Below are 13,508 nucleotides of genomic sequence, written 5' to 3'. Positions count from 1 at the left end.
AAAGGCATCAGAGATTGTATATCTCTGATGCCTTTTATACATCTGTTAACTATTTTTAGCCATGAATCTTAAACGTATTCCTAGTAAGAGGAGCATAAAACCGATGAATGGAACGTAATTCGTATTGTGTCCTGTAGCTGGAAGTTGTTGATTATTAGAAGAACCTTGTCCTTTTTCTGGTAAATTAGGTTTTTCTACTCCCTCACCTGGCTTTTCTGTTACTTCACCCGGCTTTCCTGTTCCTTCACCTGGTTTTCCTGTTCCTTCACCTGGTTTTCCTGTTCCTTCATCAGGCTTCTCTGTTCCTTCACCTGGTTTTCCTGTTCCTTCATCAGGCTTCTCTTTCCCTTCCCCTGTTTTTTGTTCCTTCACCTGGTTTTCCTGTTCCTTCATCAGGTTTCTCTGTTCCTTCACCTCTGTTCCTTCACCTGGTTTTTCTGTTCCTTCACCTGGTTTTTCTGTTCCTTCACCTGGTTTTTCTGTTCCTTCACCTGGTTTTTCTGTTCCTTCACCTGGTTTTTCCGGACCTTTTTCTGTATCTTTTTTATTTGTAATTTGAAGTTTTACAAATTCAATTTTTTCATTAGAAATCGTAAATTTCATTTCCTTATCGGATAAAGTATATCCTTCTGGCGCTTGGATTTCTTTTAAAGTGTAATCTCCTGGTTCTAACTTCTTAGAAGTCGCTTTACCGCTCTTATTTGTTGTTAATGTGTCGATTTTTGTTCCGTCTTTCCAAATTTCAAACACTGCGCCTGCTAATATTTTATTTGTATTATTAGCGTCTACCTTTGTAATTTCTAATTGACCTGTAATTTCTTCTTTCACTTTTTCATTCATAACTTCTTGTTTTACTACTTCATTTGCTACAACATTTACTTCTACTGTTACTTCTAACGCTTTATAACCTTCTGGTGCTTTCGTTTCTTCTAACGTATACTTTCCTGGCACTAAGCTTTCGAATTTCACAACACCGTCTTTATTCGTTGTTTTCGCTTCTCCAACTACTTGACCAGCTTCGTTCTTTAATTTAAATTCCGCACCCGCTAGAACTTTTCCACTCTCTGCATCCTTTTTGATTACTTGTAAGCTTCCTAGTTCTTTTGCATTTTCTACTTGTACTTGTACTACTTTGTCTGCTTCCACAACGACTTCAATTTCTTCTTTTAGCAATTTATATCCTTGTGGTGCTTTCGTTTCTTTTAATGTGTACTTTCCTGGTTCTAATTTCTGTGAAACTACTTTACCAGTTTTATCTGTTCGTAACGTATCTACTTTTTTACCATCTTTATACACTTCGAATTCTGCGTCTGATAATACTTTCGTTTTATCTTCCGCATCTACTTTTACAATTTCGAATTGACCAAGACTCTTACTGTTCGTTACTTTTACATCAACAACTTTTTCACCGTCAACTGTTACATGAATTATTTGTTTTGTTAACTCATAACCTTCTGGTGCTTTTGTTTCTTCTAACGTATATTCACCTGGCACAAGTCCGTCTACTTTAACCGTTCCAGACTTATCTGTTGTAATTCCTTCTTTTACAACATTTCCTTTCGCATCTTTCAATGTAAATTCTGCGCCTGCTAAGCGTTTCGTTTGATCTTTATCATCCATTTTAATAATTTGTAGAGAACCTAAGATTTTTTCGTTTTCTACCTCTACTTTTACTACTTCTTTCTCGTTTTGAATTGTTACTTTCCATTCTTTATTTGAAAGCTTGTAGCCCGCTGGTGCTTTCGTTTCTTTCACTGTGTATTCACCTAGCGGTAATTTTGGTGACATCACTTTTCCACTCTCATCTGTTTTCAGTTCCGCTACCTTTTTACCATCTTTATACACTTCGAATTCTGCATCTGATAATACTTTCGTTTTATCTTCCGCATCTACTTTCACAATTTCAAATTGACCTGTTACTTTTTCGGGGATCTTTTTATTCACCACATCTACAGTCACTACTTTATTAGCCTCTACATCAACAGAAACTGAACTAGATGATAATTCATATCCTTTCGGTGCTTCTACTTCTTTTAATGTATAGCTTCCAACTGGAAGTTGTTTCGATAAGGCTTCACCTTTATCATCTGTAACAATTGTTTCCACAACTTTCCCATCTTTATCGATAACATCAAATTTTGCACCTGGTAGAAGTTGACCAGATTCACTATCTTTTTTCAATAATTTAAATTGGCCATTCTCTACTTTTTTCGTATTCTTCATAACAAGTTCAATTACGTTTGTATTATCAATTGTTACTTTGACTGGTGTATCAACTTTTATATATCCTTCTGGTGCATTTATTTCTTTTACAAAATAGTCACCAAGTGGTAAATCTTTAACTTCCGCAATACCCTTTTCGTTTGTTGTAACAGTAGCCACAACGTTATTATCTTTGTCTATAACATCAAATTTTGCGTCTTTTAAAACAATGTTTTCATCGTTTTCATCAACTTTTTTAATTTGTAAATGTCCTTTTTCAACTGCTGGTTTATTCCACTTTGGCCAGTTAAATTTAAAGTTATGAACCTCAAAACCATCTCTTTGGTGTAATCCTCCAACATAGGCTTGTCCATTAATAGAACCACCTTTTGTTTCTACAACTGCATTAGGTGCAAACACACTACCTACTACACCATAACCTTTAGTTGTTATCTTTGTAGCATTAGGAAATACCCAAATTACCTTACTAGCTAACTCAGTAAAAGATGAATTAGGATCGTATGCTTGAGATGTATTAATTAAATCCGTCGCCATCCCAGTATTTCTTGTATCATACAAAATTGCACCGCCACCAAAACTCACTTCTTCTGCATCTGAATAAATAACAATAAAGTCTTTATTCTCTACATTCGGAAGAAAAACGTCTTTTACATCAAATGCTTTCTTTCCCGTCTGGCCTGAAGAGACATAAATATTAGGGTTGTTTACATCTTCACCGATTCCAAAGCTCATATTAGGTTTTGGCTTATCAGTGTATAGTTTACTTGCATCCCCAATTACACCATCAACGTCTTTTCTAAATTCTTTAAACTTAGCATCAATCTCCGCTTGCTCTTTATAAGAGATACGGTCATATGACGTTTTCATTGCTCCATCTGGGTCACCGTCTTTTGTCATCGCCACTGTTCCATCTTGAATAATTACCTGTCCTGCTCCCGCTTTCGTAAATTGACCGCCTAGTAATAATGATGGATATCCTTCATCTACCCAAGTTGCTCCAGCTAAGTTATTTGCTCCAGTTGCAGCCGCTACGACTGTATAACTTGATGCGTTCATATTTTTCTGAACAGCCATCGCACCTTCAATATCCGCACTCGTTGCACTATGATCTCCAAAAATGATGGCGTTGTAATAAGATACATCACCTAAACCTTTTAATTCTGTTGTAGCTGCCTCTGCTTTTAATGGTAAATGGATTAAAAAATTCATACATATTAGTAATATAACTATTAAACTACTACTTAACTTTTTAATTTTTTGATTAAATGATTTCCTCAAGAAATTCATTCCCCCTTTTAAACTTCCTAAAACCACAAAAAGAAGTACATATCATATGTACCAAACCTTACTCACATTAACTTAAAATAATCCATTTAAATAAAACAAAGAAACACTACAACTACTTAATAAGATTGCTACAATTCATTTTTGAAATAATACGTGAACTAAACTGTCATGCGGAAATACTTTTACGTATGGGAGCCCAATAAAATTAATCTGAAGAATATTTCATGTGGTGTAACTGTTTTGGCAACATCATCCACTTTACATTAGTTTTCTAAAGGATTCAAGTGAATTGTATAGATTTCATACACAATTCATATTTTAAAACGCTTTCACTATTTTTAATAAGATAAACAAAAAAACGTAGCCAAAAAGCTACGTTTTTCTGTCATCGTTTCGGTGTATTTTTATGATTCTTCAAAAACGGAAGCGGGAATTGCTTACGGAAATGCTCTTTAATCATGTATTCTACACCGTTCTCACTATTTGAACGTGTAATCCAATCTGCTGCTTGCTTTAACTCTACAGGCGCGTTCCCCATCGCTACACCAAGTCCCACGTTTTCAATAACCTCTAAATCTTCCATACTATCTCCAATCGCAACCATTTCATTTAGCGAAATATTTAAATGCTCTCCAAGCAATTGTAATCCGCGTAACTTTGATACATTTTGCGGCAAGATTTCTATTCGTTTTGAATCACATTCAACATACTCTACATCTTGGAATGCTTTTCTTAATGTATTTAGCCCGCGTTCTTTTTCACCTTTACTTTGGAAAAGAACATCAATTTTTGGCGCCGCTACCGGATGGTCACGAAGCGCGTCACCTAACGAATCTACAAATTGAACTGGATAAAATAACGGATCTGCGCTTGATAATACAGTGCGCGCAATTAAGTTTGGTGTATTTCTCTCACGATTTCCTATCGAAAACCGTTCATGAGAAATACGTACGTTACAATCAAAGTGCTCTAACACTTGCACAATGTTAAAAGTCTTCTCTTCAGATAATCTTCTTTGAACGTACGGCTTATCTAACGTTGCTGAAACGAAAGCACCACCATGTGTCACTAATATAGAATCTAATTTTAACGCCTTTGCTACTTTATGAGCGGATTGAAAATTACGGCTCGTAAATAACGTAACGTATACATCTTTTCTTTTCACAAATTCAATTGTTTCTCTTAATCCTTTTGCAATTTTTCCATTGTTGTATAGTAGTGTCCCATCTATATTAAGAGCTAGTAAGCGATAAATCATGTCGCACTCCCCCTCTTCGCTGTTGTACTCTATCCATAATTTATGAAATAAATGTAGCAAATAGAACGAGTTAGAATTACTACTGAAAATTTGGTTTACTATATACATATACACTTAGTAAAGGAGATAGTACAATGCAGGCACCTCCTTCCTTTTATGAAGGCGATACGTTAGAAGTAGCAAAAAAATTACTCGGGCAAAAACTCGTTCATATTGTAGACGGAATAAAGCGAAGCGGAATCATTGTAGAAGTAGAAGCATATAAAGGCCCAGATGATAAGGCCGCACATAGTTACGGCGGCAGACGGACAGACCGCACAGAAGTCATGTTTGGCGCACCAGGGTATGCTTACGTATATTTAATTTACGGTATGTATCATTGTTTTAACGTTATTACAGCACCAGTTGGCACCCCGCAAGGTGTTCTCATTCGAGCCCTTGAGCCGGTAAATGGAATAGAAGAAATAAAACTAGCACGCTACAACAAAACAGACATTACAAAAGCGCAGTACAAAAATTTAACAAACGGTCCTGGCAAACTATGCCGTGCCCTCGGAATTACTTTAGAAGAACGAGGCTTATCATTACAAAGTGACACATTACATATTGAACTCGTCCCAAAAGATGAACACATATCATCACAATATAAAATAGCAGCAGGACCTCGTATTAATATCGACTATGCAGAAGAAGCTGTACATTATCCGTGGCGTTTTTATTATGAGGGACATCCGTTTGTTTCAAAGAAATAAGCAATATCAACAATTTTTCAAATATATCTATCATAACTTACAATATATCAACGGTTCGACAAGAAATATCGATTTATCGACAAATAATAACATTACGAATAAAAGAAGACTGTTCCAAAATGGAACAGTCTTTCCCTTTTACTCTGCACCTTCCGCAGTTGCAATATTATCCTCTAAGTTTTCTCTTGATAATTCAGCCGCCATAAAATCAGCTGTTTCTGGAAGTGCTAAATGCATATGAGCTTTTTGACAAATTTGAATCGTACAGTTTTCTATAACATAGTCGAAAACATGTCCACCCCCGCTTCTTTCATCATCAATATAATGTAAGTGGAATCCAGCTACACCAATACCTTGCGCATAATCTGGTGTCCAAAATCCAGCAAGCGTACCTTCTGTATTTTCAAATGAAAAGATTGGTTGTGATTTCGTCACTTCAACGAGCGGTGTATACGGTTTTTCTTGTCTTGGAACAGTTCTCGTTCTTACTTCACGGAACGTACCGTCCATTCGAATACCGTAAAATAAGTTTTTACTTGGCATTAATTCATGTAATAACGCTTCAACTTCTTCACGATTCATCGGATGCTCTACCGTATAACTCATTTCTTTTTCAAAAAACGTTACAGTAGCAAATGGTGTTGTTTCTTCTGGTTCTACTTTTTCTGCTGAACCGTCTGAACGTAAATGATAAAATTCATTATCAAATGCAATCATTTCACCATCTAATTGATCAAATGTGCCGATGCCAAAATCACCATGTTTTTTCAAATCTTCAAAGCTAATCACACCATCATATATACCATCTAATAGCGCAAGCATTGTAGATGTTTGATATACTTCATTACTCGTTTTCGTTTTTTTCGCATCAATATCAATTAATTGCGCAACAGTCATCTCAAATCTGCCTCCATTAGTTTAATTGGTTTGGTAATAATTTTTCGCTTAATTTAATATTGTCACGATAGTCAATTGGAATATCAATAATGACAGGACCATCTGCTGCTAATGCTTCTTTTAATACCCCTTCTAATTCATCAGGCGTGTTAACACGAAGCCCTAACGCCCCGAAACTTTCCGCATATTTCACAAGATCAACATCACCAAACTCTGTAGCTGATGTTCTGCCGTATTTCATCATTTGTTGGAATGCAACCATATCATATGTGCCGTCTCTCCAAACAAGATGGACGATTGGAGAATTTAAACGTACCGCCGTTTCTAACTCCATCGCTGAGAATAAGAAACCACCGTCACCTGATACGGAAACTACTTTTTTACCTGGTTCTACTAAAGTAGCTGCGATTGCCCAAGGAAGTGCAACACCTAACGTTTGCATACCGTTACTAAATAATAATCTACGTGGTTCATAAGAACGGAAACATCTCGCCATCCAAATAGAATGGGAACCGATGTCACATGTAACAGTTGTATCGTCACTAATTAAAGAACGAAGTGTACGAATCACTTGAAGTGGGTGCGTAACACCCTCCGAAGTACGGTTCGGAACTTCTGCTTGTTCTGATAATTTTGCGCGTAATCGTTCTAACACCGCTTCTGATTTCGTACTTAATACAAGTTTCGGTAATTTCTCCGCGATGCTATTTACCGTTAAGGCAATATCACCAATTAATTCACGCTCTGGTTGGTAATCATGGTCGATATCTGCTTGATGGTCGTCAAGATGAATAATCGTTCTGTCGCCAAGTTTATTCCAAAACTTTGGATCATACTCGATTGGATCATAACCGATAGAAATCACAAGGTCTGCTTCTTCTAGTAAAATATCACCTGGTTGGTTACGGAATAATCCAACGCGGCCGAAGAAATGATCTTCTAACTCACGTGAAATCGCACCAGCTGCTTGATATGTTTCAACAACAGGAAGTTCTGTATCCGCAATTAATTTACGAACAGCTTTCGTCACTTCATTTGTGCTCGCTCTCATACCAAGTAGAATAACTGGTAATTTCGCTGATTTTATTTTTTCTACTACATATGTAATATCATGTGTGGGAGCGATTCCAAGCTGTGGCTTAGAAAGCGCACCGATAGACTCTACAGTTGTTTCCGCAGTCATAACGTCTTGCGGAAGACTTACTAAAGTAGCTCCCGGATTTGTGGAAGTCGCACTTCGAAATGCATTACTAAGTGCTTCTGGCACATTATCAGGATGCTCTACTTCTACGCTATATTTTGTGATTGGTTCGAATAGTGCAGCATTATCCATAGATTGATGCGTACGTTTTAATCGATCCGTACGCGGTACTGCACCAGCTAAAGCAACAACGGGATCACTCTCCGCATTCGCAGTAACAAGACCTGTCGCTAAATTTGATGTCCCTGGTCCTGAAGTTACAAGACATACGCCCGGTTTCCCTGTTAATCTACCAATAGCAGCTGCCATAAATGCTGCATTTTGTTCATGACGACAAACGATTAACTCTGGTCCTCTTTCTTGCAATACATCAAATACAGAGTCAATCTTTGCTCCTGGAATACCGAAAACATGTGTAACACCTTGTTTAATTAAACAATCAACAACAAGATCTGCTCCTTTTGTTTTTGTCTTCACGTCGTTTGCTTTTACACCTGTACTCAAAACTAATCATCCGATACGATAAACTTAACTAAATCTATACAATTCAATCAAATTTACACGAGTTAGTGCTTCATCGTGTTCTCGCAACCCCAAAGGGACGAGGGGTATAACACTCCACACGAGGCAGTATCGTTACCTCCTATTATCAAGCATTTATTTTACCCATCTTGATAAATTTATCGACGCATTTACATCCCTATCGTGATAGCTATTGCATGAAGCACAACGCCACTCACGAATCTTTAAACTCCACTGTCCTTCTGGTTGAACTGAATGGTCGTATTTAACGCCGCAACATGAACAAATCTTGCTTGAAGCGAACCATTTATCAGCTTTTACATACGCAATGCCGTACTTCTCACACTTGTATGATAAACATTGAAAGAAGAAGTTTAATTTTTGAAATGAAAATGCTTTCGATAGTTTTTTGTTTTTTAACAGGTTTGAGATAGGTAAGTCTTCCACAACAATCCTCATTGGTTTGGTTTTCACCAATTTAGCTGTTGCTTGATGGATATGGTTATTTCGGATATTCGTAATTTTCCTAGATAACCGCAGGTGCTCAGCTTTCGCTTTTTCATATCCGGTAGATTGAATTTTTACACCTTTTTTAAATCTCCTAGACATATCTCTTTGTGCTGACTTTTTCCTTTTCAAAAGTTTTTTAACCTTGGCATCTTTGTTTATATTTCGTTCTTTCATACCATTAGAAGCTACAAACAGCTCTTTTAAACCAACATCCACACCAATCGACTCATCGGTTAGTTCTTGTGATTCAAAGTCTTCTTGGAACCCTACACTAATCCACCAGTGACGACCGTCAAAGGTAACTCTTGGGTTGGATGGTTTTTTATTTCTTGGTAGTTGTTGGCTTGTTTTCACTTCTCCAATAGACTGAATATGAACGACTTTCTTTCCTATAACCAGTCTTTCATAATTGGCATAAAATCCTTGAATTAAATCTTTTTTGGATTTATAAGAAGTGTGAGAACCATTTTTGTACTTTTTGAACGAATTTTTTCTCGCCGTATCAAAATCTTTTGAAGCCTGTTTGGGAACTTGTGCATTAATGTCTTTTAACCACTCATATCTCTTTCGCTTCTTAATCTTTGTAAATCGTTTCTGTAAAGCTAACTGTGAAACAGATTTTCCAAATAGCTTATAGTATCTATCACTCATTCTTTTACAATAGTTATAAGCGAATCTTGCAGCACCAACATGGTTTCTAAGCAATTTTTCTTGTTCAGGCGTTGGAATTAGTCTGACTTTCTTCGCCAATATCATCAGAATGTAACTCCTTTAATGAAAGATTTGTTCTTCTGAATAGTAGCGTGTTCCACCAGCATTCTCGTAAGACTACTCGGATGCAAACCTGTTAATTCTGATACTTGACTAACTCGTAAAAATTTCATTATTATTCTTACCTCATTGAATCTACCATAGCACATACGTTCGATGGATTCAATGAGGTTTGATAGATTTAATTAAATGTATCTCGTTCAACTAAGGGCGCAATTCCTTAGCCAGTTCTCTTATGAACTTCTCATGTTTTCACATGAGCGCAGACTATATGTTTATCTCTTTAGAGATAGAGGATTTTTCCACCACCATAGGCTTGTGATGTACTCTCGTCAGTTATACGAGATAGTCGTTGAACGTTCATCCTATCCATTTTGACTTAGATGATTCGAGGCGGAAGACCCATTGTTCTAATGTTTAGGATTTAACCTTGCATCATCTGATTGATTTTTTCTGCTTTCGCGACATTCACGCTCGCTATTTCTAGCCACGTTGTAGTTCAATCAGCTTTAGGGATTGCCCGCAGTTAACCCTCACTACTAGCCAATTACTTGACTAGCAGGGCTTACTGATATATTTAATTAACTTTCGTTATAATTGGTTAAATAAATCGTAACAGTTAGTTACCCTTTGTTTCATAATTTGTGTAATAAAGATTTTTAATTTCACCTAGTTAATTAATGTGGTGAAGTATCATTTATCATTATATTACAAATGCATTATTTTTCCAACAATATGAATTCGACATTATTTTGACAAGATTTAAAGAATACGCTTACAACCTTTTGTTTATCTTAAAATAACATTTTTATATCTCTTCTAAAAATGTACAAAAATACTTCCACCTATTCACATTATTAACAAATTTATAGTACCTTGCAAAGAATAATAGTAAGTGATATATTTGTAAATAATGGGATACCCATTATTTGGAATTTTATTCACAATTAGTATATCTCCTTTCAAAAAGTAGATATAGATTGAGTGTGCTGTTTAGAAAAAAGATAGGATTTTCAGCCATAATTCATCATTTTATAAAGGAAAGTGATTGTTATGAACAAAAATGAATTTTTAGAGCAACTTAGTTCTTCCCTACGGAATATGCCTAATTTAGAAAAAGAGGATATTATCTCGGAGTACGAAACTCATTTTATTAGTGGTAAACAAGATGGAATATCTGAAGAGGAAATTTCTAAAAAGCTAGGAAACCCTAAAACTATCGCTAAAGAACTTAATATTTCATATGTAATAAGTAACGCTGACAATAGGCGCAGCCTAAAAAATATTATGACAGCACTGTTTTCTGTTATGAGCTTAAGTGTTTTAAACTTTATATGTATCATTATCGCCTTTTTCCTATTACTCTTTCTATTACCGCTTCTTCTAGCACTTATAATTGCCACTCCGTTATTAATTATTTCACCTATCTTATTAATAGGATTAGGATTCTTTAAAGGGTTTCATCAAATCAGTTATTCCGATGTTTACAATGTATTCATAGCCTTTTGCATCGGCTTACTAATATCCGTCATATCTTATCAAATGATAAAACATATATACTCACTTTTAGTTAAGTATTTAAAATGGAATTTAGCTATTTTACAAAGATACTAATGAATGTAAAAGGAGATTAATATGAAAAAGTATATTTTATACCTACTCACGTTACTTACAATTTTATTTCTATCAGCTTGTTCAAACAGTGTACAACCTAAGGAAGAAAACGATGTACAATCTATTAAAGATGTTGCTATTAAAGTTCCAGAAAATATATTTAGTTCCTCAAAGAAAAATGAAACTATTAATGAAGACGAAATGAAACAAAATATAAAAAATTATATAGATTATAGTTGGGAGTTATCTGAAAATATTATCCCTCTCGCTTCAACAAATTCTGATAAGAATTTCACAGAATCTGACCAAGAAAATTTACAAAAACTAATTGATTTAGCGAAACAAAACGATATGAATTTCCATGAGTTTATTAGTAATAATAATTTACCTAATGATTATAAAAAACCTTCAAAAGAAATCTATGAATTTATGTCATCATCTACGGCTATTTTCGTAGAACTAGATCAAGAATTAGACAAACTCGCCCAAGATGGTAACTTATTCAAAACCGATTTTTCTTTTACAAAGCGCTTTGAGAAAGTTAATGGTAGGAAGCAAAAAGAAATTGAAAAGTTTTTGAACGAAAAAAATATTAAAACTTCAATTAACAGCAATAAAAAAAATTAACAGATGTATTACATACCCCTTTCAAAATAACCAATAAGAAATGGCTATTTTGAAAGGGAGTTTTTGTGGTATAACTATTAAATTCCCTAAACAAAAAAGACACTCCTAAACTAGGAGCGTCTTCCACTATTACGCTTGTTGTTGCGCGCTATATAATTCTTCAAGTGGCTTCATGATAATTTTGTTAACGTCACCGATTACAACGTTTAGGCGTTGCTCAGTTTCCATTAATTTTGTAATTTTAGCATCTTGTTGAATGCGAGCTACAACTTCTTGTGCTTGTTGGTTGTCTTCTTCAGTGATTTCTTGGCCTTGCATCATTTTTTGTTGTAGGCTAAGTTGCATTGTACGGAACTCATCGAATAAATTCTTTGAAGCTGTGTCAGCTTGAACTGCTGCGTAGCTCTCTTTTAAAGTTTTGAAGTCTTCGTTTTCAGCGATTGCTTTTTGTAATTCATATGCAACATCATGAATGTTCTTTGTCATTTTATTTTTCCTCCTTTAGAAGGCTAGCGCTTTTCATACGCACTGCCTTTTCAGTGCATTTACATACGCACCTCTTCTTACCATATCAAACTATGCAAGAGATGTGAAGAAATTTCACTTTTATTTCTATGTACTCACCTTATTATCTAAGAAACAATAGTAACAATCCTTGTACGAGTCCGATCATTCCACCTAATAATGCTCCTAAATACGTAATCATTTTCAATTCGTTTTTCGTAATAGACAGAACTAAGTCTTCTAATCTTTCTGTTGAGAATGTAGACACTTCTTGCTGGACAATTTCCGCAAGGTGTAGATTATTTAGTATACTCTCTACGTTTTCTGTTCCCCACTTCAAGCCTTTCTTTACTGCACTTGGAACCACTTTTTCAATAATTGTTTCTCGAACCGGCTCACATACTTGCTGAACAGATTGATTTAAAAACTTACTCACTGTTTCCTCTACTTTAACTGCTGACAGCACGGAGCTTACAATCATTTCTTTCTCTACAAATGCTTCTAATTCTTTTACATCTCTTCCTTTTAACTTTTCCCACTCTTTTTGCAGTACGTCAGTTAAAAGCTGCTTTGTACCATCTTGACCTAAAAACTTAATAACTTCTGGCTGCACACGATCCACTACACTTACATTTCCTAAAAACATTCCGACTAAGTTAAGTAGCGTTCCGCGAGAAGCAAAGAAATCATCAATCATTTTTGAAAGACGACCTTTCCCTTCTTCACTTTCAAAAAAGCTAATTCCTCGCTCTAAAATAAACGCCGAGACATTCGGAATCGCATTCTCTACTTTTTCATTTACAGAATGAGGTAAAGCCTGTTCCCATGTATATGTATAATACTCTGCTAAAAATGCATGAATTTTTTCTGTAATCACATGTTCGATTTTTCGAGTCGCTTCTTCTTCTACATGCGCTACATTCCATTTTTCTAACATATGTCGCAGTGATTGTTCATTCGTAATTACTTTATCCACTTCCATTTGCGCCCAGTGAATTAAACCTTTTTGAAACTCTTCATTTGTTAGCTTTTTTCCAATTCCTTCTGGTGTTAACAAATGTTCTACAACCATATTTCCTAATTGAACAGCAAGTTCATCACGACGCTTCGGAATTAACCCTGGTGTAAATGGAACTTGAAACTTTCCGATATAAATAGGACGATGAGGACGAAATAACATTTTTATCGCTAAATGATTCGTATATCCCCCAATAATTGCTCCGAGTCCTGTCGTCGTTAACATATTTAACCATATATTCATTACAATCAACCTTTCACTTCTCCAAAACTATAGCATATCATCATACGGACAAAAGTATAATGGTATAAAAACGTATTTGCA

General features: G+C 35.4%; 11 protein-coding genes. 3 read left to right on the top strand and 8 right to left on the bottom strand.

Annotation, left to right across the window (positions count from 1 at the left end; translation table 11 throughout):
- Positions 1–45: 45 nt before the first annotated feature.
- Both DN400_RS10210 and DN400_RS10205 read right to left on the bottom strand, forming a co-directional pair.
- Positions 46–3,501 carry a SpaA isopeptide-forming pilin-related protein gene (locus tag DN400_RS10210; RefSeq protein WP_179953503.1) on the bottom strand — a complete coding sequence of 1,152 codons (3,456 nt, stop codon included), beginning with the start codon at positions 3,499–3,501 and terminating at the stop codon, positions 46–48.
- A gap of 394 nt (positions 3,502–3,895) precedes the next feature.
- Positions 3,896–4,768 (bottom strand): Cof-type HAD-IIB family hydrolase, encoded by an 873-nt coding sequence (locus tag DN400_RS10205; RefSeq protein WP_000640419.1) that lies wholly within the window; start codon positions 4,766–4,768, stop codon positions 3,896–3,898.
- Between the two features lie 134 nt (positions 4,769–4,902).
- Here DN400_RS10205 and DN400_RS10200 point away from each other — a divergent pair, with 134 nt between their 5' ends.
- Entirely contained in the window at positions 4,903–5,520 is a 618-nt protein-coding gene (locus tag DN400_RS10200; protein ID WP_147801661.1) for a DNA-3-methyladenine glycosylase, read from the top strand.
- A gap of 138 nt (positions 5,521–5,658) precedes the next feature.
- On the opposite strand, the gene alsD is transcribed toward DN400_RS10200, so the two are convergent.
- From alsD to DN400_RS29835, 4 genes are all read right to left on the bottom strand, one after another.
- Positions 5,659–6,417, bottom strand: coding sequence for an alpha-acetolactate decarboxylase (gene alsD / locus DN400_RS10195; RefSeq protein WP_000215018.1), 759 nt, complete (start codon positions 6,415–6,417; stop codon positions 5,659–5,661).
- Positions 6,418–6,433: 16 nt separating this feature from the next.
- Positions 6,434–8,122, bottom strand: coding sequence for an acetolactate synthase AlsS (gene alsS, locus DN400_RS10190; RefSeq protein WP_147801660.1), 1,689 nt, complete (start codon positions 8,120–8,122; stop codon positions 6,434–6,436).
- A gap of 153 nt (positions 8,123–8,275) precedes the next feature.
- Positions 8,276–9,406, bottom strand: coding sequence for an RNA-guided endonuclease InsQ/TnpB family protein (locus DN400_RS10185; RefSeq protein WP_065228365.1), 1,131 nt, complete (start codon positions 9,404–9,406; stop codon positions 8,276–8,278).
- Positions 9,406–9,534: a hypothetical protein gene (locus DN400_RS29835; protein ID WP_000670740.1), complete on the bottom strand. Its 129-nt coding sequence runs from the start codon at positions 9,532–9,534 to the stop codon at positions 9,406–9,408. The genes DN400_RS10185 and DN400_RS29835 overlap by 1 nt, the downstream gene beginning before the upstream one ends.
- 940 nt (positions 9,535–10,474) lie before the next feature.
- On the opposite strand from DN400_RS29835, the gene DN400_RS10180 reads away from it, so the two are divergent.
- Positions 10,475–11,035 carry an HAAS signaling domain-containing protein gene (locus DN400_RS10180; RefSeq protein WP_001038638.1) on the top strand — a complete coding sequence of 187 codons (561 nt, stop codon included), beginning with the start codon at positions 10,475–10,477 and terminating at the stop codon, positions 11,033–11,035.
- 21 nt (positions 11,036–11,056) lie between these two features.
- Positions 11,057–11,662 (top strand): NDxxF motif lipoprotein, encoded by a 606-nt coding sequence (locus DN400_RS10175; protein WP_065228364.1) that lies wholly within the window; start codon positions 11,057–11,059, stop codon positions 11,660–11,662.
- Between the two features lie 129 nt (positions 11,663–11,791).
- Here DN400_RS10175 and DN400_RS10170 read toward each other — a convergent pair whose 3' ends face one another.
- Both DN400_RS10170 and DN400_RS10165 read right to left on the bottom strand, forming a co-directional pair.
- Positions 11,792–12,148, bottom strand: coding sequence for a YlbF/YmcA family competence regulator (locus DN400_RS10170; RefSeq protein ID WP_000164614.1), 357 nt, complete (start codon positions 12,146–12,148; stop codon positions 11,792–11,794).
- Positions 12,149–12,290: 142 nt separating this feature from the next.
- Positions 12,291–13,427 carry a DUF445 domain-containing protein gene (locus tag DN400_RS10165; RefSeq protein ID WP_065228415.1) on the bottom strand — a complete coding sequence of 379 codons (1,137 nt, stop codon included), beginning with the start codon at positions 13,425–13,427 and terminating at the stop codon, positions 12,291–12,293.
- Between the last annotated feature and the right edge of the window lie 81 nt (positions 13,428–13,508).

This window comes from Bacillus sp. AR8-1 (assembly GCF_008042345.1).
GTDB classification, from domain to species: Bacteria; Bacillota; Bacilli; order Bacillales; family Bacillaceae_G; genus Bacillus_A; species Bacillus_A cereus.
Note: the sequence above shows the minus strand (reverse complement) of the source record. Positions and strands in the feature narration are given on the sequence as shown.

What these genes read in the sequence shown, in the direction of transcription:
- DN400_RS10185 (WP_065228365.1), bottom strand. Translation starts at nt 9,406, where the DNA reads ATGATATTGGCGAAGAAAGTCAGACTAATTCCAACGCCTGAACAAGAA.
- DN400_RS10180 (WP_001038638.1), top strand. Translation starts at nt 10,475, where the DNA reads ATGAACAAAAATGAATTTTTAGAGCAACTTAGTTCTTCCCTACGGAAT.
- DN400_RS10205 (WP_000640419.1), bottom strand. Translation starts at nt 4,768, where the DNA reads ATGATTTATCGCTTACTAGCTCTTAATATAGATGGGACACTACTATAC.
- DN400_RS10170 (WP_000164614.1), bottom strand. Translation starts at nt 12,148, where the DNA reads ATGACAAAGAACATTCATGATGTTGCATATGAATTACAAAAAGCAATC.
- DN400_RS10200 (WP_147801661.1), top strand. Translation starts at nt 4,903, where the DNA reads ATGCAGGCACCTCCTTCCTTTTATGAAGGCGATACGTTAGAAGTAGCA.
- DN400_RS29835 (WP_000670740.1), bottom strand. Translation starts at nt 9,534, where the DNA reads ATGAAATTTTTACGAGTTAGTCAAGTATCAGAATTAACAGGTTTGCAT.
- DN400_RS10165 (WP_065228415.1), bottom strand. Translation starts at nt 13,427, where the DNA reads ATGAATATATGGTTAAATATGTTAACGACGACAGGACTCGGAGCAATT.
- alsD (WP_000215018.1), bottom strand. Translation starts at nt 6,417, where the DNA reads ATGACTGTTGCGCAATTAATTGATATTGATGCGAAAAAAACGAAAACG.
- DN400_RS10175 (WP_065228364.1), top strand. Translation starts at nt 11,057, where the DNA reads ATGAAAAAGTATATTTTATACCTACTCACGTTACTTACAATTTTATTT.